Source organism: Streptomyces sp. MMS24-W38, from assembly GCF_059889265.1.
In genome coordinates this window covers 4510569-4531631 of the sequence record NZ_JCBCPP010000001.1, presented here as the reverse complement: position 1 = coordinate 4531631, position 21063 = coordinate 4510569, and the positions used below count along the sequence as shown (strand labels likewise).

The 21063-nt window shown below is 70.9% G+C and carries 20 protein-coding genes; 7 read left to right on the top strand and 13 right to left on the bottom strand.

Annotation, left to right across the window (positions count from 1 at the left end; genetic code table 11):
- Positions 1 to 251: 251 nt before the first annotated feature.
- Both dnaJ and hrcA read right to left on the bottom strand, forming a co-directional pair.
- A complete protein-coding gene (gene dnaJ / locus AC6F7H_RS19515; RefSeq protein WP_500758222.1) occupies positions 252 to 1391 on the bottom strand; it encodes a molecular chaperone DnaJ in 1140 nt (379 codons plus the stop codon).
- Positions 1391 to 2407, bottom strand: coding sequence for a heat-inducible transcriptional repressor HrcA (gene hrcA, locus AC6F7H_RS19510; protein ID WP_500758221.1), 1017 nt, complete (start codon positions 2405 to 2407; stop codon positions 1391 to 1393). Before hrcA ends, dnaJ begins: the two co-directional genes overlap by 1 nt.
- 169 nt (positions 2408 to 2576) lie before the next feature.
- Between hrcA and AC6F7H_RS19505 the strand changes: the two genes are divergently transcribed.
- Positions 2577 to 3308, top strand: a complete 732-nt coding sequence (locus AC6F7H_RS19505) for an MBL fold metallo-hydrolase (protein WP_500758220.1) — start codon at positions 2577 to 2579, stop codon at positions 3306 to 3308.
- A gap of 43 nt (positions 3309 to 3351) precedes the next feature.
- Positions 3352 to 4158, top strand: a complete 807-nt coding sequence (locus tag AC6F7H_RS19500; RefSeq protein ID WP_500758219.1) for a DUF3097 domain-containing protein — start codon at positions 3352 to 3354, stop codon at positions 4156 to 4158.
- Between the two features lie 202 nt (positions 4159 to 4360).
- Here AC6F7H_RS19500 and hemW read toward each other — a convergent pair whose 3' ends face one another.
- Positions 4361 to 5593 (bottom strand): radical SAM family heme chaperone HemW, encoded by a 1233-nt coding sequence (hemW, locus tag AC6F7H_RS19495; RefSeq protein ID WP_500758217.1) that lies wholly within the window; start codon positions 5591 to 5593, stop codon positions 4361 to 4363.
- Between the two features lie 57 nt (positions 5594 to 5650).
- Positions 5651 to 7627 carry a SpoIIE family protein phosphatase gene (locus AC6F7H_RS19490; protein ID WP_500761943.1) on the bottom strand — a complete coding sequence of 659 codons (1977 nt, stop codon included), beginning with the start codon at positions 7625 to 7627 and terminating at the stop codon, positions 5651 to 5653.
- Between the two features lie 299 nt (positions 7628 to 7926).
- Between AC6F7H_RS19490 and AC6F7H_RS19485 the strand changes: the two genes are divergently transcribed.
- The gene (locus AC6F7H_RS19485) at positions 7927 to 8520 is read left to right on the top strand and encodes a helix-turn-helix domain-containing protein (RefSeq protein ID WP_500758216.1); all 594 of its coding nucleotides are present in this window, start codon (positions 7927 to 7929) and stop codon (positions 8518 to 8520) included.
- A 30-nt stretch (positions 8521 to 8550) separates the two neighbouring features.
- Positions 8551 to 9813: an MFS transporter gene (locus AC6F7H_RS19480; protein WP_500758215.1), complete on the top strand. Its 1263-nt coding sequence runs from the start codon at positions 8551 to 8553 to the stop codon at positions 9811 to 9813.
- A gap of 268 nt (positions 9814 to 10081) precedes the next feature.
- On the opposite strand, the gene AC6F7H_RS19475 is transcribed toward AC6F7H_RS19480, so the two are convergent.
- Positions 10082 to 10567, bottom strand: coding sequence for an ATP-binding protein (locus AC6F7H_RS19475; protein ID WP_500758214.1), 486 nt, complete (start codon positions 10565 to 10567; stop codon positions 10082 to 10084).
- A gap of 139 nt (positions 10568 to 10706) precedes the next feature.
- Here AC6F7H_RS19475 and AC6F7H_RS19470 point away from each other — a divergent pair, with 139 nt between their 5' ends.
- Both AC6F7H_RS19470 and AC6F7H_RS19465 read left to right on the top strand, forming a co-directional pair.
- Positions 10707 to 11585: a helix-turn-helix domain-containing protein gene (locus AC6F7H_RS19470; RefSeq protein WP_500758213.1), complete on the top strand. Its 879-nt coding sequence runs from the start codon at positions 10707 to 10709 to the stop codon at positions 11583 to 11585.
- Positions 11582 to 11773, top strand: a complete 192-nt coding sequence (locus tag AC6F7H_RS19465; protein WP_500758212.1) for a DUF397 domain-containing protein — start codon at positions 11582 to 11584, stop codon at positions 11771 to 11773. The genes AC6F7H_RS19470 and AC6F7H_RS19465 overlap by 4 nt, the downstream gene beginning before the upstream one ends.
- Positions 11774 to 12035: 262 nt before the next feature.
- Here the strand turns inward: AC6F7H_RS19465 and AC6F7H_RS19460 are convergent, their stop codons facing one another.
- The 3 genes from AC6F7H_RS19460 to lepA all read right to left on the bottom strand — a co-directional run bounded on the left by AC6F7H_RS19460 (position 12036) and on the right by lepA (position 17132).
- Complete coding sequence (locus tag AC6F7H_RS19460; RefSeq protein ID WP_500758211.1) at positions 12036 to 12755, bottom strand: DUF6461 domain-containing protein; 720 nt, start codon at positions 12753 to 12755, stop codon at positions 12036 to 12038.
- 306 nt (positions 12756 to 13061) lie between these two features.
- Positions 13062 to 14936 (bottom strand): AMP-dependent synthetase/ligase, encoded by a 1875-nt coding sequence (locus AC6F7H_RS19455; protein ID WP_500758210.1) that lies wholly within the window; start codon positions 14934 to 14936, stop codon positions 13062 to 13064.
- Positions 14937 to 15263: 327 nt separating this feature from the next.
- The gene (gene lepA, locus AC6F7H_RS19450) at positions 15264 to 17132 is read right to left on the bottom strand and encodes a translation elongation factor 4 (RefSeq protein WP_500758209.1); all 1869 of its coding nucleotides are present in this window, start codon (positions 17130 to 17132) and stop codon (positions 15264 to 15266) included.
- 265 nt (positions 17133 to 17397) lie between these two features.
- Here lepA and rpsT point away from each other — a divergent pair, with 265 nt between their 5' ends.
- A complete protein-coding gene (gene rpsT, locus AC6F7H_RS19445) occupies positions 17398 to 17664 on the top strand; it encodes a 30S ribosomal protein S20 (RefSeq protein WP_500758208.1) in 267 nt (88 codons plus the stop codon).
- A gap of 238 nt (positions 17665 to 17902) precedes the next feature.
- Here the strand turns inward: rpsT and holA are convergent, their stop codons facing one another.
- From holA to AC6F7H_RS19420, 5 genes are all read right to left on the bottom strand, one after another.
- Complete coding sequence (gene holA, locus AC6F7H_RS19440) at positions 17903 to 18892, bottom strand: DNA polymerase III subunit delta (protein ID WP_500758207.1); 990 nt, start codon at positions 18890 to 18892, stop codon at positions 17903 to 17905.
- A gap of 61 nt (positions 18893 to 18953) precedes the next feature.
- Complete coding sequence (locus AC6F7H_RS19435) at positions 18954 to 19199, bottom strand: hypothetical protein (protein ID WP_500758206.1); 246 nt, start codon at positions 19197 to 19199, stop codon at positions 18954 to 18956.
- Positions 19196 to 19324 carry a hypothetical protein gene (locus tag AC6F7H_RS19430; RefSeq protein WP_500758205.1) on the bottom strand — a complete coding sequence of 43 codons (129 nt, stop codon included), beginning with the start codon at positions 19322 to 19324 and terminating at the stop codon, positions 19196 to 19198. Before AC6F7H_RS19430 ends, AC6F7H_RS19435 begins: the two co-directional genes overlap by 4 nt.
- The gene (locus AC6F7H_RS19425; RefSeq protein ID WP_500758204.1) at positions 19321 to 20064 is read right to left on the bottom strand and encodes an ABC transporter permease; all 744 of its coding nucleotides are present in this window, start codon (positions 20062 to 20064) and stop codon (positions 19321 to 19323) included. The genes AC6F7H_RS19430 and AC6F7H_RS19425 overlap by 4 nt, the downstream gene beginning before the upstream one ends.
- Positions 20057 to 21013: an ATP-binding cassette domain-containing protein gene (locus AC6F7H_RS19420; protein WP_500758203.1), complete on the bottom strand. Its 957-nt coding sequence runs from the start codon at positions 21011 to 21013 to the stop codon at positions 20057 to 20059. The genes AC6F7H_RS19425 and AC6F7H_RS19420 overlap by 8 nt, the downstream gene beginning before the upstream one ends.
- Positions 21014 to 21063 lie beyond the last annotated feature (50 nt).

Sequence of the window (21063 nt, the reverse complement as noted above, 5' to 3'; positions counted from 1 at the left end):
CGAATCGGGGCTCAATCGGCCCTTGCCCTTGGCACAGGCCGTGTCCGGGGCACCTTCAGAGCGGCTCCCGGGGCACCTTCCGGAGCACCGCGGGAGCCGTTTCCGGCCCCCGCGCGCAGCACCGTCGGTGTCGTCCGTCAGCGCCCGTCGAAGACGTCCTTCAACCGGGAGAACAACCCCTGCTGCCCCGGCTGACCGTACCCACCCGGGGGACGACCCCCGGACCCCCGGCACGACCACCGACGCCCGCGTCAGCGCCCGTTGAAGGCGTCCTTCAACCGGGAGAACAGCCCCTGCTGCCCCGGCTGGAACTGGCCCAGCGGTCGTTCCTCGCCGCGGAGCTTGGCGAGTTCGCGCAGCAGGCGTTCCTGTTCGGGGTCGAGCTTGCCCGGGGTCTGCACCTCGACGTGCACGATGAGGTCGCCCCGGCCGCCGCCGCGCAGATGCGTGACGCCCCGGCCGTGCAGCGGGATCGACTGGCCTGACTGGGTGCCGGGCCGGATGTCGACCTCCTCCATGCCGTCCAGCGTCTCCAGCGGCACTTTGGTGCCGAGGGCGGCCGCCGTCATCGGGATGGTGACCGTGCAGTGCAGGTCGTCGCCGCGCCGCTGGAAGGTGCTGTGCGGCAGTTCGTGGATCTCGACGTACAGGTCGCCGGCGGGACCGCCGCCGGGGCCGACCTCGCCCTCGCCGGCCAGCTGGATCCGGGTGCCGTTGTCGACACCGGCCGGGATCTTCACGGTCAGGGTGCGGCGGGAGCGGACGCGTCCGTCGCCGGCGCACTCCGGGCACGGGTTCGGGACGACGGTGCCGAAGCCCTGGCACTGCGGGCAGGGGCGCGAGGTCATGACCTGGCCCAGGAAGGACCGGGTGACCTGCGAGACCTCACCGCGGCCGCGGCACATGTCACAGGTCTGCGCGCTGGTCCCCGGCGCGGCGCCCTCACCGCTGCACGTGGTGCACACGATCGCCGTGTCGACCTGGATGTCCTTGGTCGTGCCGAACGCGGCCTCGTCCAGCTCGACCTCGATCCGGATCATCGCGTCCTGGCCGCGGCGGGTGCGCGAGCGCGGACCGCGCTGCGACGCCGTGCCGAAGAACGCGTCCATGATGTCGGAGAAGTTCCCGAAGCCGCCCGCGCCGAAGCCGCCCGCGCCGCCGCCGGCCCCGGCCTGCGAGAGCGGGTCGCCGCCGAGGTCGTAGACCTGCTTCTTCTGCGGGTCCGACAGCACCTCGTAGGCGGCGTTGATCTCCTTGAACCGCTCCTGGGTCTTCGGATCCGGGTTGACGTCCGGATGCAGCTCGCGGGCGAGCCGCCGGAAGGCCTTTTTGATCTCCTCCTGCGAAGCGTCGCGGCGCACGCCGAGTACGGCGTAGTAGTCCGTGGCCACTACGACTCCGCCAGGATCTGTCCGACGTACCGTGCCACTGCGCGTACCGCTCCCATCGTTCCCGGGTAATCCATGCGGGTCGGACCGACCACGCCGAGCTTGGCAACAGCCTCGCCGCCCGAACCGTAGCCCACCGACACCACTGAGGTGGAGTTGAGTCCCTCGTGGGCGTTCTCATGACCGATACGCACGGTCACGCCCGGATCCTTCGCCTCGCCCAGCAGCTTGAGAAGCACGACCTGCTCCTCGAGCGCCTCCAGTACGGGCCGGATCACAAGGGGGAAGTCATGTCCGAAGCGGGTCAGATTGGCGGTACCGCCGATCATCAGCCGCTCCTCGTTGTCCTCGACGAGCGTCTCCAGGAGGGTGGAGAGCACGGTCGAGACCGTACCGCGCTCCTCGGGGTCGAAAGCCTCGGGGAGATCCTCGACGAGAGACGGTACATCGGTGAAACGGCGGCCCGCGACACGGCTGTTGAGCCGCGCCCGCAGATCCCCCAGGGTCGCCTCGCCGATCGGCGCCGGACAGTCGATCATGCGCTGTTCGACCCGCCCGGTGTCCGTGATCAGCACCAGCATGGCGCGCGCGGGCGCCATCGGGAGCAGCTCCACGTGCCGCACGGTCGAGCGGGTCAGCGACGGGTACTGCACGACGGCCACCTGCCGGGTCAGCTGCGCGAGCAGCCGCACCGTGCGGGCCACGACGTCGTCCAGGTCGACGGCGCCCTCCAGGAAGTTCTGGATGGCGCGCCGCTCGGGGGCGGTCATCGGCTTGACGCCGGCGAGCTTGTCCACGAAGAGCCGGTAGCCCTTGTCGGTGGGGATGCGCCCGGCGCTGGTGTGCGGCTGGGCGATGAACCCCTCGTCCTCCAGGGCCGCCATGTCGTTGCGCACGGTGGCCGGGGAGACGCCCAGGTTGTGCCGCTCGGTGAGGGCCTTGGAGCCGACGGGTTCCTCGGTTCCGACGTAGTCCTGGACGATGGCGCGCAGCACCTGGAGCCTGCGTTCACTGAGCATGGCGCACACCTCCAGAAGCCTTCCGCCCGGTCCGTTCCCTGAATGTCCTGGCACTCTTCGCACGCGAGTGCCAGACTTCCCCGCCCAGTGTACGGCCGGTGGGTACACCCCGGGCAAGGCCGGTCCCACGCCGTCGCGCGGGGAAGCCGTGGGCGATTAGCGTCGCGGTATGACGGTGAGTTGGGAAGAGTCGGGATGGGAACGGCTGGCGCCGGGAGTGGGCCGGTGCCGGCTGCCGGTGTGGGACTGCACGGCGGGGCTCGTCGTCGGCGTGGGCGCGGCGCTGCTCGTGGACGCCGGTTCGAGCCTGGGCGAGGGCGCCCGGTTGCGGGCACGGGCGCAGGCGCTCGCCGGTGGGCGTGTGACGCATCTCGCTCTCACCCACCCCCATTTCGACCATGTGCTGGGGGCGGCGGTGTTCGCGGGCGCGGAGGTGTTCGGCGCGGTGGGCGTGGACACGGTGCTGGCACGGGGGCGCGAGGAACTGCGCGCGGACGCGGAGCGCGAGGGTCTGGACGCGCGGGCGGCGGAGGAGGCCGTGGACGCGCTGGCGCTGGTCCGCCCCCGGCACACGGTGTCCGGCGAGTGGACCCTCGACCTGGGCGGCGGACGGCAGGTCCTCCTCGCGAACGTGGGCCCCGGGCACACGGCGCACGATCTGGCGGTGCTGGTGCCCGGCGACCCGGAGGTGGTCTTCTGCGGCGACCTGGTGGAGGAGTCCGGCGAGCCGCAGGCGGGCCCCGACGCCGTCCCGTCGCGGTGGCCGGCCGCCCTGGACCGGCTGCTGGCCCTGGGCGGCGAGGACGCGGTGTACGTACCCGGTCACGGAGCGGTGGTGGACGCGGCGTTCGTACGGGCCCAGCGCGACGCCCTCGCGGCTCGTTTCGGCGTGTCGGGCTGACCCTTCGGCCGAACGGGGGCCCGGTTCTCCTATCGTCATCAGAATGCGCCAGTACTCCCCTGACCTGACCCCCGGGTGGAAGAAGTCCCCGCCCGTCCCCGAGGTCCCGGCCGAGCCCGGTCTGGTGGTGGAGGAGCCCGGCAGCGGATTCTGCGGCGCGGTGATCCGCTGCGAGGCGGGCACGGTGACCCTGGAGGACCGCTTCGGCAAGCACCGGGTCTTCCCGCTGGAGCCGCGCGGCTTCCTGCTGGAGGGCCGCACGGTGACGCTGGTGCGGCCCGCCGCGGGCCCGGCGCGTCCGACCCGTACGGCATCCGGTTCGGTGGCCGTCCCGGGCGCACGCGCGCGCGTGGCGCGCGCCGGGCGCATCTACGTCGAGGGCCGCCACGACGCCGAACTGGTCGAGAAGGTGTGGGGCGACGACCTGCGCGTCGAGGGCGTGGTCGTGGAGTACCTGGAGGGCGTCGACGACCTGCCGGCGCTCGTCGACGCGTTCGCTCCGGGCCCGGACGCGCGGCTGGGCGTCCTGGTGGACCACCTGGTGCCGGGCGCGAAGGAGTGGCGCATCGCGGAGTCGGTCACCAGCGAGCACGCCCTGGTGGTGGGCCACCCGTACATCGATGTCTGGGAGGCGGTGAAGCCGTCGTCCCTGGGCATCGAGGCGTGGCCCCGGGTGCCGCACGGCCAGGACTGGAAGACGGGGGTGTGCCGGGCACTGGGCTGGCGCGTGGCGAACACGGGGGAGGCGTGGCAGCGGATCCTCGGCGCGGTGCGCTCGTACAAGGACCTGGAGCCGGCGCTGTTGGGCCGGGTCGAGGAACTGATCGACTTCGTGACGATGCCGTCCTGACCCGGGCTTTCCTCGCCCTCGCCGCCCCTACCCGTCCCATCCCGGGGGTGCCGCCCCCGGACCCCCGCTCCTCAAGCGCCGGAGGGGCTGGAATCAGCCCGTCCGGCGTTTGAGGACGAGGCCGTTCAGGCCGAAGGGGGTATGGGGCGGCGCCCCCAGGGGACGGGAATGGGAAGGGGCGGCGGGGGCGAGGGAAGCCTGCTCAGTCGACCAGGTCCCGGACCACCGCGTCCGCCAGCAACCGCCCCCGCAGGGTGAGGGCCGCACGGCCCTCGTCGTACGCCCCCTGCCGCAGCAGACCGTCCGTCAAGGCCCGACGCGCCGCCGACAGCCCCTCCGCACGGAGAAGAGCCAGCGGAACCCCTTCCTCGAGCCGCAGCTCCAGCAGAATCCGCTCCACCCGCCGATCCTCGTCCGACAGGACCTCCCGCCCGGCCCCCGGCGACCGCCCCGCCGCCAGCGCCGCCGCGTACGCCCCCGGATGCTTCACGTTCCACCAGCGCACCCCGCCCACGTGCGAGTGCGCGCCGGGCCCAGCGCCCCACCAGTCCGCGCCGCGCCAGTACAGCTCGTTGTGCAGGCAGCGCCCCGCGTCGGAGGTGGCCCAGTTCGACACCTCGTACCAGTCGAAGCCGGCCGCCGACAGGGCCTCCTCGGCGATCAGGTACCGGTCCGCGTGCACGTCGTCGTCGGTCATCGGCACCTCACCGCGCCGGATGCGGCGGGCGAGCTGCGTGCCCTCCTCGACGATGAGCGCGTATGCGGAGACGTGGTCGGGCCCGGCGCCGAGGGCCGCGTCCAGCGAGGCCCGCCAGTCGTCGTCGGACTCGCCGGGGGTGCCGTAGATCAGGTCGAGGTTGACGTGCTCGAAACCCGCCGCCCGCGCCTCGGCGACACACGCTTCCGGGCGGCCGGGGGTGTGTGTGCGGTCGAGGACCTTCAGCACGTGCTGCCGGGCGCTCTGCATGCCGAAGGAGACCCGGTTGAAGCCGCCCTCGCGCAGGGTCGCCAGGTAGGCCGGATCGACCGACTCGGGGTTCGCCTCTGTGGTGACCTCGGCGTCCGCCGCCAGCCCGAACTCGTCACGGATCGCGCCCAGCATCCGTACGAGGTCGTCGGCGGCCAGCAGGGTGGGGGTGCCGCCGCCGACGAACACCGTGCGGACCTCGCGCGGGTCGTCGCCGAGCACCTTGCGGGCCAGGCGGACCTCGTCGATCAGGGTCTCGGCGTAGTTGTCGCGGGAGGCGAGCACCCCGCCGCTGCCGCGCAGCTCGGTGGCGGTGTAGGTGTTGAAGTCGCAGTAGCCGCAGCGGGTCGCGCAGTACGGCACGTGCAGATAGAACCCGAGGGGGCGCGCTGCGGCCCCGGCGAGCGCGGACGCGGGCAGCGCGCCGTCGGCGGGGACGGGCTCGCCGTCGGGGAGTGCGGAAGGCATGTGCTCCATTGTCCCGCACTCGCTCCGGTCCCTTCCCGCGTCGTCGGCGCCCCGGTGTCAGTCCGCCTGGAGCACCAGCAGGGCGAGATCGTCCTCCGGTGGCCGCGCCCCGAACTCGTGGACCAGCCGGCTGATGCGTTCCGCTGTCAGGTCGGCGTCCAGCCCGGCGCAGCCGGCCAGCGCGGCGGCGAGTCCGTCGCCGTCGTCGAACTGGCGGAAGCCGGAGCGCCGCTCGGTGACGCCGTCGGTGACGCAGAGCAGGGTGTCGCCGGAGCGCAGCTCGAAGGTGTCGCTGGTGTAGGTGGCGTCCTCGACGACCCCGAGCAGGGTCTGCGACCGGGCCACGGTACGGACCGTCCCGTCGGGCGAGAGCAGCAGCGGCAGGGGGTGTCCGGCGGAGGCGAGGGTGCAGCGGGCGCCGCCCTCGACGAGGGTGAGTTCTCCGTAGAGCAGGGAGAGGAAGCGGGTCTGGGGGCCGTCCCCGGGGGCGGCCGGGCGGGCGCCGGCGGCGACGAGCGCGCGGGCTGCGGCGTCGGCGGCCTCCGTGGCGTCGTCGAGGAGCAGTTGGTTGAGGCGGTCGAGGACGTCGGCGACGCGGTAGCCCTCGCGGGCGAGCAGCCGCAGCCAGGGGCGGACCAGACCGATGACGACGGCCGCCTCGGGGCCCTTGCCCTGGACGTCGCCGATGGCGAAGCACCAGCGGCCCGGCCCGGCCGGGAACAGGTCGTAGAAGTCGCCGCTCGGTCCGCCCTTGTCGTGGGGCTCGTAGACGAGGGCGGAGCGCACGCCGGGGATCTCGGCGACGGCGCCGGGCAGCAGCCCTCGCTGGAGCACGGCGCTGATGGTGGCCTGGCGGGCGTACTGCCGGGCGGCGCCGATGGCGAGCGCCACGCGCCGCCCGAGGTCCTCCACCAGCCCGGTGACCTCGTCCGGGAACCGCCCGATCCCGGCCCGCCCGATCACCAGCGTCCCCAGCGGCCGGCCACCGGCGACGAGCCGGTAGGCGAGGGCGGCGCCGGGGCCGGTGTCCTCCTCGCGGCCCTCGGTCAGGTGGAGCGCCTTCTCCGGCCAGGGGTAGACGACCGGTCCGGTGCTCAGTGGATCGGAGGGAGGCGGGGGATCCTGCTCCAGCACCCGGCTCAGCTCCTCGACGCGGCTCTCGTCGGCGTGCCAGACACGGGCGAGGCGGGGTCCGCCGGCCCGTGCCCCGTCGTTCCGGCCGCCGTGGCCGGTGGTCTCGTCCTCAAGCCACACCGCGCACCAGTCCGCCAGCCGCGGCACGATCAGCTGCCCGGTGAGCGCGGCGACCAGGTCCTCGTCCAGCTGCCCGGCGAGCAGATCGGACGCCTCGGCGAGGAAGGACAGCGCCCCACGCCCGAGCCAGGCCCCGTCCCGCCGGTACGGCCGGGGTGAACGCCATTCCTCGCTGTCAGGCTCCGCCTCCCAGACGTACGCGTCGAACGGAATGCCCGCGCTCCCTGCGCTCTCCGTTTCCTCCGCGTCCTCTGCACTCTCCTCCGCGCCCTCCGTGCCGTCCGCCGCGAAGTCCCCTCCTACGGGGATCCGGGCCCAGATGGTTTTGGTACCGGGGCGGTAGGTGATCCCCCAGGCCTCGGAGAGCGCGGCGACCAGGCGCAGGCCGCGTCCGTGCTCGGGGCTCTCGTAGGGCGGTGCCTCCGGCTCGCCGCCGCGCGGGGCGCGGGAGGGGTGGAGGTCGGTGACCTCGACGACGAGGGCGCCGGTCTCCTCCTCGAGGCGACAGGTCAGCCGTACCTCGGTGCCGGCGTGCACGACGGCGTTGGTGACCAGTTCGCTGGCGATCAGCGTGGCGTCGTCGCCGGCGCGAGCGGTGAGGTGCTCGGCACCGGGCAGGGCGCGCTCCGTCCAGTCGGCGAGCGCCGCCCGCACCAGGGCCCGCGCGGTGCCCGGCGCGAGGGAGCCGCCGGACAGCGCCGCGTCCGCCCGCGCGCACGCCCGCGCGGGCGCCTCCGAGACGGCACTCGGGGTCTCCCGTTGCGTCGGAATGGCCCTCATGGGCAGCTCCCCGGGCAGTTCGTACGAATACGCCTCGATCAATGCCGCCAGGGTGACAGACCGACCCCACCCATAAGCAACGAGTTACCGAAGTGGACCCCCGGGAGCCAGAACAGTGCTAAGCACACAGCCAACACCTGACCGAAAACCGATCACTTTCGCGCAATACCGGCCCCCCACTCCGCCGGGCCCCGCACAGCTCGCCCTGGACGGTCCCGCCGGGGTGGAACCGGGCTCCCTGCCGCTGAATATCCGAAATATATATTGCGCAAATTATGCTTCATACCTACGGTGAGGGCATGCCACCGAAGCGCGAACCCGAGCAGATCACCGACCTCTCCCGACTGAAGGCGTTCACCAACCCCCTGCGGATGCAGCTCTACCGGCTGCTGTACGCCGCGGGCACCGCGACCGCGTCCCAGCTCGCCGAGCAGGTCGACCAGGCGCCGTCGCTGGTCAGTTACCACCTGCGCAAGCTCGCCGAGCACGGCTTCGTGACCGAGGCGAGCGGCCGGAGCACCGACGGCCGTGAGCGGTGGTGGCAGGTGGCCTCGGAGGAGGGCTGGGGCTTTCGCAACTCGGACTTCGCGGACACGCCTGAAGGGGCCACTGCCGTCGGCGCGGTGACACGCGGCATCCTCGACACCCGCACCGCCCAGTACCGCGCGTATCTGGACCAGACGGCCGCCTGGGGCAAGGCGTGGACCGACGCCGCGTTCAGCTCCGAATGGATGCTCGACCTGACCCCCGCCGAACTCGCCGAGATGAGCGCCGAGCTCGAGGCGCTGGCCCGCCGCTGGCGGGAGCGCGGCAGGGCCGCTGAGGCGGCCGGCGACGCAGAGGACCGCGAGCACGTGTCCGTGCACCTGTACGGCTTCCCGTTCCGGCCCTGACCCGGCCGTCCCCGACTCCTGGAGCCCGCCATGACCACCGCAGAGACAGCCCTGCCCGAACACGCCACCAAACCGGCCTACCGCGACGGCAATGTGCTGCGTTGGCTCACCGCGTACACCGCTTCCCTCGTCGGTGACAGCGTGTACTTCGTCGCCCTCGGCTGGTCCGCCCAGAAGACCGCGGGCCCCACCGAGGTCGGCCTCGTCATGGCCGCCGCGGCGCTGCCGCGGGCGTTACTGATGCTCGGCGGGGGCGTGTTGGCCGACCGGCTCGACCCCCGCCGGATCCTTCTCGGCAGCGACGCACTGCGCTGTCTCCTCGTCCTCTCGGTGGCCGCCGCGATCGCACTGACCGCGCCGGCCCTGTGGCTCCTGGTCGCGGTGGCACTCGTCTTCGGAGCCGTGGACGCGCTGTTCGTACCCGCGATCGGGGCCCTCCCACCGCGGATCGCCGGCGCCGACCAGCTCGCCCGGGTCACCGGCATGCGCTCCCTGGCCATGCGCCTCAGCCAGGTCGCGGGCCCGCCCATCGGCGGCCTGGCCATGGGACTCGGCGGCGCGGCGGCCGCCTTCACCGTCGCGGGCCTCCTCTTCGCGCTGTCCCTGCCGCTCCTGCTGACCATACGGATACGCCCCCTCGCGGAGCGCGGTGAGGACCAGCCGGAACCCGGCACGGCCTGGAAGGACCTCCTCGACGGCCTGCGCTACATCCGCCGCCACAGCCTCATCGGCCCGCTCGTCGCCGCCGGCGCCGTCTGCGAGCTGGGCCTGATCGGCACTCTCAACATCGGCATGGTGCTCCTCAACGCCGAGCGCGGCTGGGGCCCTTCCGGCTACGGCTGGATCGTCGGCGGTTTCGGCGCGGGAGCGGCGGCCAGTGCCGCACTGCTCGCCATCGCCGGCTGGCTGCCCCGCGCCGGCCTGACGCTGGCCGGGACCCTGCTCGTGGCCTGCACGGGAGCGGCCACCATCGCCTTGGTTCCGTCCCTTTGGACCGCCGTGGTGCTGGCGGTGGTCATCGGGCTGAGCGCGGGCGTCTTCGGCAGTCTGGACAGCACCCTCATACAAACCGCGGCGGACCCCGCCTACCTCGGCCGGGTCACCTCCGTCGTCATGCTCACCATGGTCGGTCTCGCACCCCTCGGCTACCCGCTGGTCGGCGCCGCCGTCGGAGCCTGGGGCACCGCCCCGGTGTTCGTCGGCTGCGGCACCTTCGCCTCCCTGGGCGTCGCCATCACCCTGGCCTCCGCCCCGGTCCGCCGAGCCGAACTGCCCCGGCAGCGCACGGTATGACCACCCGGGCCCACCGGCCACAGAAGGGCGCCCACCGACTTCGGCCCGCTCGTGGGGACAGCCACTGCCGGAGTGGACGCCCGCCCCGGACGGGACACCCCTCCCTAAAAGCGTGAGCACTTTGGTTACTTCTGTCCGCACGGCGCTCATTTGAGCTCCCACATGACACATACCCGCCGACTGCTCACGCTTTTCGGTAAGGCAGCCGTCTACAGCCCAGCAGCGCAGGCCCCCGACCCCACGAGACTGGTCCTGGAGCGGCCGGTCCTCACGCGGGGTCCGTCACCCACGGACCAGACAGCTCCGCCCAGACGCTTTTCCCCGAGGAAAAGCGAGGGCTGACGCCCCACCGGGCGGCGAGCGCGTCCACGAGAAGCAGCCCCCGCCCCTGCTCGTCGTCCGGGCACGGCGTCGGCACCGGGGTGGGCAGCCGCTCGCCCCGGCAGTCGGCGACCTCGATCCGGAGGATGCCGCACTTGCCCTCCGGGTGCGGAAGCAAGGTCATCGTGAGCTGGAAGTCCCGGCCCGGCACCCGGCCGTGGGTCACCGCGTTGGCGGCGAGTTCACCGACGATCAGCGCGGCGGACTCCAGGGGGTCGCTGTCTCTGACCCAGCCCCAGTCCGTCAACTGCTGTGCGGCGAGCAGGCGCGCGAGGCGCGCTCCACGCCGCGTCGAACTGAACCGCTGGCGGAAATGGATGGGAGCGGAGACGCCTCGGAACGTGAGGTGCCAGTCACGGATTTCACACTTCATGTGACAGAGCGTGTCCGGATGGTCGTACGCTGACCAGAGGAACCATCGGTACGGCACGCGCCTGTACCGCCGTTGTCGGTTGCGTGTCCGTGGTGACGGAAATAACCGGGTGGCGGACGGGTGGGTCGGGGGATGTGTGATGACATCAGGACCCGGCCGGAGTGGCGCGGGAGCCCCGACCGAAACCTCGGAGGAGACGGACGTCCTCCACGACCTGAACCGAGCCGTCGGCAGACAGATCAAACTGCTGCGGGAACGGACTGGCCTGACCCAGAAGGAGTTGGGCGACCGTCTCGGGTACGGCGAGGACCTCATCTCGTCACTGGAACGTGGCCGCAGAACGCCTCAACCGGAGTTCCTCGACGCGGCGGACGACCTGCTCAATGCCCATGGCCTGCTGCAGGCCGTCAAGGAAGACCTGGTACGCGCGAAGGCCCGTGCCCGGGTCCGGCATCCGGCGTGGTTCCGGGACTATGCGCGGTTGGAGGGGGAAGCGGTTGAGGTCAACGACTACAGCAGCCATGACATCCCGGGCCTGTTCCAGACGGAACGCCGGGCACGCGCACTGTACGGGATGCGGAAGCCGCTGCTGGATGAGGAGACGATGGAGCAGCGCGTCGTTTCACGACTCGCGCGCCAGGAGATCCTCACCAGGTGGCCTCCTCCCATGATGACCGCCGTCATCGAGGAGTCGGTGCTGCGCCGCCCGATCGGCGGTTGGGAGGTACACAAGGAGCAACTGGACCAACTCCTTGCTCTTGGGCGCTTGCGGAGCGTGGAGTTGCAGATCATGCCGATGGAACGGGACGAACACGCTGGAATGGGTGGTCCGTTCATTCTGCTGACACCCAGAGGGAAGCCACAGGTCGGTCATGTGGAAGTCCGGAACGCTACGCGGCTGACCACAGACGCCGAAGAGGTCCGTATCCTGGCTGCACGATACGGAAGCATCAGAGCTCAGGCGCTCACTCCCCGAGAGTCTCTGGCGCTGATCGAGAGGATGCAGGCAGAACGATGAGTGCCGAGGACGCAGAACTCACCTGGTACAGGAGCAGTTACAGCGGTAACGAGGGCGGCGCCTGCGTGGAGGTCGCGGTCGGCATCGCCATGGTTCACGTCCGCGACTCCAAGGACACCCACCGCCCGCACCTCTCCGTGAGCGCGGACGGCTGGGCGGCGTTCATCACTGCCACGTCGGCGGACTGAGCACGACTGCTCGATCCGGTACGCGGGGGGAGGCACTACCGGCAGCGCCTCCCCCGCACCGGCCGGGCTACGGTAGAACCTCCGTGACCTCACAGACATGAGTGGTCTCGGCGAAGCATTCTTCGTAGGTGCGTGACGGATCAGGCATGGTCATGCCGCAGGTGTCGGCACGCCAGGTCCCCGCCCGGCGTGCACTCGCGCGGGACGAGGCTGCGGTGGCCGACTGGGTGAAGGAGACCTGACCCCGGAGCCTCGCAGTGTGTCAGAGCTGACCCCGTCGGACGTGAGCATAAGTCCGCCTGCCGTACGCATCCGTGATGTCGACGGTGATGCTCTCCCACTCGTCGGCGGGTTCCTCGGGCACCTCGCCCGTCCGGTACTCGGCCTGCGCCAGCAGTTCCTCGGTCACTCGGACGCCTGTCAGGCGCTCGGTCAGTGCGAAAACTGCTGCCTTGCGATCGACCTCGGGACCTTCTTCACCTGTGAGGTCGAGACCGACTTCCCTCATCAACGCGTTCAGCTCGTCCGGCGTGCTGCCGCCTCTGGCAGCGGGTCCTTCGAAAGTGGTGCGCAACTCCCCGTTCTCGTGCCAGTGGAAGAAGTGCATGGGCTTCCCCCCGTTACTCGAATGAGAGACAGCACGGGTCCCGGCGGAGAGGGCCTCCATGAAGTCAGGCGACCCCAGGTCGCCGCCGAACGTCAGGGCCATGGTCCAGTCCCCTCCCTCGCCCTGAACGGTGCACGCTCCCGCCAGGACGGACTCGTCCCAGTCATCGGATTCGTCGATGAGTTCCTGATGCTGCTGGATCAACTGGCCGAGCCCCTCGCACACACCCCGCGGCACGGCCCCTGCCATGCTGAGCAACTCTGCAGGCGAGACTTCCCGTACCAACGTCAAGGTGTACCCGGTCTCCAGCGCGTACCTGAACAACGAGACCGGGGAACGTATCCAGCCGTAATCGGCTGCGGTGGCTGAGGTCACGTAACGCATACTGCCAGCGACCACTGACACAGGCAGGTGTTGTTCCCGGCTGCCGCAGTGGCACCTCGATGCTGCCCGACAGCAGTGGCTTGTCTCGTGACGCTGTGAGATGCCGTGGAGAACCAAGACGTGTCAGCTGGCGGCCCGGTCGCCGTGGCCGGTATCGCCCGTCCAGGGCCAGGAACCGGCGTCATGGGGGTGTTGTCCGCACGGTCGGCGAGAAGCGGGCGGGAAGACGACGGCGGGGGCGGAAGCTCCGGACCGGTCGGCCCCGGGGCCCTGCCCTCCGCCGTCACACCAAACGCGTCACGCCTCCCGCGCGCCCGTGTACATCTCGTCGATGAGGTGCTTGTACTCGCGCTCCACCACCGGGCGCTTCAGCTTCAGGCTCGGGGTGATCTCGCCGTGCTCGATGTCGAGGTCGCGCGGCAGGAGGCGGAACTTCTTGATGGTCTGCCAGCGCTGCAGGCCCTCGTTGAGCTGCTTGACGTAGCCGTCGACCATCTCGACCGTCGCGGGCGCGGCGACGATGTCCGCGTACGGCTTGCCGCCCAGGCCGTTCTCGGCGGCCCAGGCCGTGATCGCGACCTCGTCGAGGGCGATGAGGGCGGTGCAGTAGTTCCGGTCGGCGCCGTGCACCAGGATGTTGGAGACGTACGGGCACACCGCCTTGAACAGTCCCTCGACCTCGGCGGGCGCGATGTACTTGCCGCTGGACGTCTTGATGAGGTCCTTCTTGCGGTCGGTGATGCGCAGGTAGCCGTCGGGCGACAGCTCGCCGATGTCGCCGGTGTGGAACCAGCCGTCGGACTCCAGCACCTCGGCGGTCTTCTCGGGGAGCCCGTGGTAGCCCTCCATGATGCCGGGGCCGCGCAGCAGGATCTCGCCGTCGTCGGCGATGCGGACCTCGGTGCCGGGCAGCGGCTTGCCGACGGTGCCGGTGCGGTAGGCCTCGCCCGGGTTGACGAAGGAGGCCGCGGAGGACTCGGTGAGGCCGTAGCCCTCCAGGATGTGGATGCCGGCGCCGGCGAAGAAGTAGCCGATGTCCGGGGCCAGGGCCGCCGAACCGGAGATGCAGGCGCGCAGGTTGCCGCCGAAGGCCTCGCGGATCTTGGCGTAGACCAGCTTGTCGGCGACGTTGTGCTTCGCGGTGAGGCCGAAGGGGGCACTGGCGGTGCCGGTGCGGCGGAAGTTGTCCTGCGTGGCCTTGGCGTACTCGCGGGCGACCTCGGCGGCCCACTGGAAGATCTTGTACTTGGCGCCGCCGCCCGCCCGTGCCTTGGCCGCGACCCCGTTGTAGACCTTCTCGAAGATGCGGGGCACGGCCGCCATGTAGGTCGGCCGCACCACCGGCAGGTTCTCGATGATCTTGTCGACCCGGCCGTCGACCGCGGTGATGTGGCCGACCTCGATGTGGCCGGAGGTGAGCACCTTGCCGAAGACGTGCGCGAGCGGCAGCCACAGGTACTGCACGTCGTCGCCGTCGAGCAGGCCGGTGGCGGCGATCGCCTTCGCCATGTACGACCAGTTGTCGTGCGGCAGGCGCACGCCCTTGGGACGGCCGGTGGTGCCGGAGGTGTAGATGAGGGTGGCCAGCTGGTCCTTGGTGATCGCGGCGACCCGCTCCTTGACCAGCCCGGCGTCCTTCTCGAGCCGGGCCGCGCCGCGGCGCTCCAGCTCGGCGAGGCTGATCACCCAGTCATCGGTCTCGACGCCGGTCGCGTCGATGACCACGACGTGGCCGAGCCGGGGCAGCTCGGCGCGCTTCGCGACCGCCTTGGCCACCTGCTCGGCGTTCTCCGCGATCAGCACCCGGCTGCCGGAGTCCGACAGGATGTACGCGGACTCGTCGAGGTTCGTCTGCGGGTAGACCGTGCTGGTGGCGGCGCCCGCGCACATGATGCCGAGGTCGGCGAGGATCCATTCGACCCGGGTGGCGGACGCGAGCGCGACCCGCTCCTCCGGCTGTACGCCCAGCTCGATCAGCCCGGCCGCGATGGCGCTGACCCGCTGGGCGGCCTCGGCCCAGGTCAGCGACTTCCAGTCGTCGGGGCCCTCACCGGTGGCGGACGGGGCGGGATAGCGGTAAGCCTCGGCGTCCGGTGTGGCGGCGACACGCTCCAGGAAGAGGGTCGCCACGCTCGGCGGCCGGTTCTCGATCAAAGTCAGTGTGTCGCTCAAGACGTCCTCCGGGGCCCGCGACGGTGCGGCTGGCTCAGATGTGACTGGTGTGCGGCTGGTGATCGTTTCGGGTATCGGCTCGGTATCGGCTGGTGGTCGACTGGTTACGCTCGCATGACCTTGTTTAACTCATGAGTAACCGTCGGGCAGGGACAGACTAGAGCCCGACCGGCGGCTGCGTAAGGGGCCACGGCCTGTCACTTCGTACGGAGGGCCCGCTGATCCGGTGGGCGACCGACGCACGGGGGCCCGACGCGCCTGCGCGCGACGGACCCCCGTTTCCGTCCGGCTCGCGGGGTGACCCCTGGTAACCCCCGGCGACCCCGGTTACTTCTTGCCCTTGCCCGACCCCGCGCTGTCGTCGCTGGAGAGGACGGCGATGAAGGCCTCCTGCGGGACCTCCACGGCACCCACCATCTTCATCCGCTTCTTGCCCTCCTTCTGCTTCTCCAGCAGCTTGCGCTTACGCGAGATGTCACCGCCGTAGCACTTGGCGAGGACGTCCTTGCGGATGGCGCGGATGGTCTCGCGGGCGATCACCCGGGAACCGATGGCGGCCTGGACGGGCACCTCGAAGTTCTGCCGCGGGATCAGCTCCCGCAGCTTGGCGACGAGCCGCACGCCGTACGCGTACGCCTGGTCCTTGTGGGTGATCACCGAGAAGGCGTCCACCTTGTCGCCGTGCAGCAGGATGTCGACCTTGACGAGGGAGCTGCTCTGCTCGCCGGTGGGCTCGTAGTCGAGCGAGGCGTAGCCGCGGGTCTTGGACTTCAGCTGATCGAAGAAGTCGAAGACGATCTCCGCGAGCGGCAGCGTGTAACGGATCTCGACCCGGTCCTCGGAGAGGTAGTCCATGCCGAGCAGGGTGCCGCGCCGGGTCTGGCACAGCTCCATGATCGCGCCGATGAACTCGGTGGGCGCGAGGATCGTGGCCCGCACCACCGGCTCGAAGACCTCGTCGATCTTCCCCTCGGGGAACTCGCTCGGGTTGGTGACGGTGTGCTCGGTACCGTCCTCCATGATCACGCGGTACACCACGTTGGGCGCGGTGGCGATCAGGTCGAGCCCGAACTCGCGCTCCAGCCGCTCGCGGATCACGTCGAGGTGCAGCAGGCCCAGGAAGCCGACGCGGAAGCCGAATCCGAGGGCCGCGGACGTCTCCGGCTCGTAGACCAGGGCCGCGTCGTTGAGCTGGAGCTTGTCCAACGCCTCGCGCAGCTCGGGGTAGTCGGAGCCGTCCAGCGGGTACAGGCCGGAGAAGACCATGGGCTTGGGCTCCTTGTAGCCGCCCAGCGCCTCCTCGGCTCCCCCGTGCTGGCTGGTGACGGTGTCACCGACCTTGGACTGGCGGACGTCCTTCACGCCGGTGATGAGGTAGCCCACCTCGCCGACGCCGAGGCCGTCGGAGGACAGCATCTCCGGCGAGTTCGTACCGATCTCCAGCAGCTCGTGCGTCGCGCCCGTGGACATCATCCGGATGCGCTCACGCTTGTTGAGCTGGCCGTCGATGACCCGGACGTACGTCACCACACCGCGGTACGAGTCGTACACCGAGTCGAAGATCATCGCGCGGGCCGGGGCGTCCTTGACGCCGACCGGGGCGGGGATGTCGGCGACCACCCGGTCGAGCAGCGCCTCGACGCCGAGCCCGGTCTTGGCGGACACCTTCAGCACGTCGTCGGGCTCGCAGCCGACCAGGTTGGCGAGCTCCTCGGCGAACTTCTCGGGCTGCGCGGCCGGCAGGTCGATCTTGTTGAGCACCGGGATGATCGTGAGGTCGTTCTCCATCGCCAGGTACAGGTTGGCGAGGGTCTGCGCCTCGATGCCCTGGGCGGCGTCCACCAGCAGGATCGTGCCCTCGCAGGCGGCGAGCGACCGCGACACCTCATAGGTGAAGTCGACGTGCCCCGGCGTGTCGATCATGTTGAGGATGTGCGTGCTGCCCTTGTCGTCGGTGGGCGCCCACGGCAGCCTCACCGCCTGGGACTTGATCGTGATGCCGCGCTCACGCTCGATGTCCATGCGGTCGAGGTACTGGGCACGCATCTGCCGCTGCTCGACCACACCGGTCAGCTGGAGCATCCGGTCGGCGAGCGTGGACTTGCCGTGGTCGATGTGCGCGATGATGCAGAAGTTGCGGATCAGAGCCGGGTCGGTACGGCTCGGCTCGGGCACGTGGCTGGGGGTCGCGGGCACGCAGGGTCCTGATTCTTGAGGCGTCCGCAGTGTCTGCGGTCTCGGGTCGGATCGTTACGTAGCTTCCATCGTCCCACGGGTGCGGGGTGAGCTCCCCCGGGCGGCGTCCTCCGGGTGGGTCCGCGGGACGGGTTTGGGCCGCTGATCGGGCCGCTGGTAGTGTGGGGGGCTGTGTCTCTTGCCCTCTCGGTACGGGGCACCGTCGGAAAGCAATCACCGGTGCGGGACCCCTGCGGCCCGTGCCAGAACCTGTAGAGGCTCATTCGTGGCGAACATCAAGTCCCAGATCAAGCGGAACAAGACCAACGAGAAGGCCCGGCTGCGCAACAAGGCCGTCAAGTCCTCTCTGAAGACCGCGATCCGCAAGACCCGCGAGGCCGTCGCCGCGGGTGACGCCGAGAAGGCCGCCGAGTACCAGCGCGTCGCCGCGCGTCAGCTCGACAAGGCCGTCTCCAAGGGCGTCATCCACAAGAACCAGGCCGCCAACAAGAAGTCGGCGCTGGCGCTGAAGGTCGCGTCCGTCAAGGGCTGAACCACTCTTTGATCTGATCGCCGGAAGGACCCGGGCGGGCCCTCTCTCTCCGCCCCCGACCGGCACCCCGAGCTCGTACGCGGCCTGCGTTCGCCACGCGGGTACGAGCTCCGTGCTTCGACCGAGGACCCCGTCCGTCCACCCTTCCCCGGGGGACGGGCGGGGTCCTCGGCTTGTACGGCCTTGTCCGGCCGGGTACAGCCTTGTCCGGCCGGGCGCCCGGCGGGGGCAGCGGGCCCTACGCCCGTCCCCGCGACCGCGCCGCGCGCGCGATGGTGACGACCGCCTTCTCCAGGGCGTACTCCGGGTCGTCCCCGCCGCCCTTGACCCCGGCGTCCGCCTCGGCCACGGCCCGCAGCGCGACGGACACGCCGTCAGGGGTCCAGCCCCGCATCTGCTGCCGCACCCGGTCGATCTTCCACGGCGGCATGCCCAGCTCCCGCGCCAGATCGGCCGGCCTGCCGCCGCGCGCCGACAACAGCTTTCCGATCGCCCGTACGCCCTGGGCCAGCGCGCTGGTGATCAGTACCGGCGCCACTCCCGTCGCCAGCGACCAGCGCAGCGCCTCCAGCGCCTCCGTGGCCCGTCCCTCCACCGCGCGGTCGGCGACCGTGAAGCTCGACGCCTCGGCCCGCCCGGTGTAGTACCGGCCGACGACCGCCTCGTCGATCGTCCCCTCGATGTCCGCCGTCAGCTGGGACACCGCCGAGGCCAATTCCCGCAGATCGCTGCCGATGGCGTCGACCAGCGACTGGCACGCCTCCGGTGTGGCCGATCTCCCGGCGGCCCGGAACTCGCCCCGCACGAAGGCCAGCCGGTCGGCCGGCTTCGTCATCTTCGGGCAGGCCACCTCCCGCGCCCCCGCCTTGCGCGCCGCGTCGAGCAGTCCCTTGCCCTTGGCACCGCCCGCGTGCAGCAGGACCAGGGTGATCTCCTCGGCGGGCGCCCCGAGATACGCCTTCACGTCCTTGACGGTGTCGGCCGACAGGTCCTGCGCGTTGCGTACGACCACGACCTTGCGCTCGGCGAAGAGCGACGGGCTGGTCAGCTCGGCGAGGGTGCCGGGCTGGAGCTGGTCCGGGGTGAGGTCCCGCACGTCCGTGTCGGCGTCGACGGCCTTCGCGGCGGCCACCACCTCCCGCACGGCGCGGTCGAGCAGGAGGTCCTCCTGGCCCACGGCGAGCGTCACCGGGACGAGAGGGTCGTCTTGAGCTGTCTTCCTGGCCATCGCGACAAGCATCCCACGCACCACCGACAGCGACGGTTCCCGGCATCAAGGTGCCGCCGGGTCAGGGCTCCTCCCGCCAGCCGTCCCACCGGGCCGCGAACTCGTCCAGTTCACCGGGGTCCAGCCGCTGCCCCTCGTCCCGCAGGACGACGAGCCACTGGGCGTCCTCGGCGTCGTCCTCACCGGCCAGCGCGTCCCGGACGAGCCGCGGTTCCTCGTCTATCGGGAACCGCTCCCCCAGCTCCTCCGCCACCTCCTCCGCGGCCTCACGGTCGGGCAGCACCAGCACATGTCTCACATCGCTCACGGCAGCCATTGTGTCGGGCGCCGGCCCTTGGGCACGATCTGTTTGCCGTTGCCGCCCCGGTGCAGGAAGCGGTCGCTGGAGAACTCGGGGATCCGCTCGGCCACGCAGCAGGCGTCGCGCCTCACACCGTCCGCCTCCTGAACAGAACTCCCGAAGCTCCCACCGAAGCCACCAGAATCCCCGCACACCAAGCCAGCGCCACCCACGGAGTGGCTCCCACCGGCTGCCCGAGCAGCAGCCCCCGAAGCGCCTCGATCACCTTGGTCACCGGTTGATGGGCCGCGAAGCCCTGGAGCCAGCCGGGCATCGTGTCGGTGGGGACGAAGGCACTGCTGGGATAGGGGAGGAAGCTGACGAAGAAGGTGAAGCCGCCTGCCGCTTCGGGGGACTTGACGAAGAGGCCGATCGCGGCAGAGAACCAGGACAGGGCGAGGATGTAGATCAGCAGGACGGCGGTTGCCGCCAGCCAGCCCGAGAGGGTGGCCGAGGGGCGGAAGCCGATGGCGAAGGCAAGGCAGAGGACCAGGGCGGTGGCCAGCAGGTTGCGGGCCGCCGAGGCCAGGACGTGGCCGGTGAGGATCGGGGTGCCGCCGATGTCCAGGGAGCGGAAGCGGTCGATGATGCCGCCCTTGAGGTCCTCCGCCACCGCCATCGCCGTGTTGGCCGATCCGAAGCCCGCACAGAGGAGGAGGACGCCGGGGACGACGTAAGTGACGTACTGGGTACCGGTGTCGATCGCGCCGCCGAAGAAGTAGACGAAGATCAACAGGATCATCACCGGAAGGGCCAGCGAGGTGACGAGTGCGTCGGCGTTGCGGCGGCTCAGGCGCAGTGAGCGGCCGGTCATGATCAGGGCGTCAGACATGGGTGGGCTCCGCGGCGGGGGATCGGGTGAGTTCGAGGAAGACGTCGTCGAGGGTCGCCGTGTGGACGGAGAAGCTCGAGATGGTGGTGCGGGTGGGATCCAACTCGTCCAGCAGGGCGCGGATGTGGGCAGCCGAGCCGTCGGTGGGGATGCCCAGGGTGCGGGTGTCGGGGTCGGTGCAGGTCGCCCGGGGCACCAGGCGCAGATAGCTCGCCGAATCGGCGAGGACCAGGTCCAGGCGGTGGCCCGCGACGCGTTGTTTCAGCTCGGCCGAGGTGCCTTCGGCAACCAGGGCACCCTTGTCGAGTACCGCGATGCGGTCCGCCAGCTGGTCGGCCTCTTCCAGGTACTGGGTGGTCAGGAGGACCGTGGCGCCTTGGGCGGACAGTTCGCGTACGACGTCCCAGAGGGCGGCGCGGCTGCGTGGGTCCAGGCCAGTGGTCGGCTCGTCGAGGAAGATCACCTCGGGGTCGCCGACCAGGGACGCGGCCAGGTCCAGGCGGCGGCGCATGCCTCCGGAGTACGTCTTCACCAGGCGGTCGGCCGCATCGGTGAGGCCGAAGCGGTCGAGGAGTTCCGCCGCCCTGGTGCGCGCGGCCGCGCGGCTGTGGCGGGCCAGGCGGGTCATCATGCGCAGGTTCTCGGCGCCCGTCTGCATCTCGTCGACCGCCGCGAACTGGCCGGTCAGGCTGATCGCCCGGCGGACCTGGGAGCGCGCGGTGCGGATGTCGTGGCCGGCCACCCGGGCCGTGCCCGCGTCGGCGGTCGCGAGCGTGGCCAGGATGCGTACGGCGGTGGTCTTGCCCGCACCGTTGGGGCCGAGCAGCGCGTGTACGGCGCCACGCGGAACGGTGAGGTCCACACCGCGCAGGACCTGAAGGTCGCCGTAGGACTTGGCCAGGCCGGTGGCCTCGATGGCCGGGTGCACGGCGGACGGATGCTCTGGCATCGCCCCTCATCTCTGTCCATTAACTGCGTAACCCTTACGCATTACTGTGT

Bases quoted from the DNA above. Each gene is read 5' to 3' on its own strand.
- hrcA (WP_500758221.1), bottom strand. From the start codon at position 2,407: ATGCTCAGTGAACGCAGGCTCCAGGTGCTGCGCGCCATCGTCCAGGAC.
- AC6F7H_RS19505 (WP_500758220.1), top strand. From the start codon at position 2,577: ATGACGGTGAGTTGGGAAGAGTCGGGATGGGAACGGCTGGCGCCGGGA.
- AC6F7H_RS19500 (WP_500758219.1), top strand. From the start codon at position 3,352: ATGCGCCAGTACTCCCCTGACCTGACCCCCGGGTGGAAGAAGTCCCCG.
- hemW (WP_500758217.1), bottom strand. From the start codon at position 5,593: ATGCCTTCCGCACTCCCCGACGGCGAGCCCGTCCCCGCCGACGGCGCG.
- AC6F7H_RS19490 (WP_500761943.1), bottom strand. From the start codon at position 7,627: ATGAGGGCCATTCCGACGCAACGGGAGACCCCGAGTGCCGTCTCGGAG.
- AC6F7H_RS19485 (WP_500758216.1), top strand. From the start codon at position 7,927: ATGCCACCGAAGCGCGAACCCGAGCAGATCACCGACCTCTCCCGACTG.
- AC6F7H_RS19480 (WP_500758215.1), top strand. From the start codon at position 8,551: ATGACCACCGCAGAGACAGCCCTGCCCGAACACGCCACCAAACCGGCC.
- AC6F7H_RS19475 (WP_500758214.1), bottom strand. From the start codon at position 10,567: ATGAAGTGTGAAATCCGTGACTGGCACCTCACGTTCCGAGGCGTCTCC.
- AC6F7H_RS19470 (WP_500758213.1), top strand. From the start codon at position 10,707: ATGACATCAGGACCCGGCCGGAGTGGCGCGGGAGCCCCGACCGAAACC.
- AC6F7H_RS19465 (WP_500758212.1), top strand. From the start codon at position 11,582: ATGAGTGCCGAGGACGCAGAACTCACCTGGTACAGGAGCAGTTACAGC.
- holA (WP_500758207.1), bottom strand. From the start codon at position 18,892: ATGGCCAGGAAGACAGCTCAAGACGACCCTCTCGTCCCGGTGACGCTC.
- AC6F7H_RS19425 (WP_500758204.1), bottom strand. From the start codon at position 20,064: ATGTCTGACGCCCTGATCATGACCGGCCGCTCACTGCGCCTGAGCCGC.
- AC6F7H_RS19420 (WP_500758203.1), bottom strand. From the start codon at position 21,013: ATGCCAGAGCATCCGTCCGCCGTGCACCCGGCCATCGAGGCCACCGGC.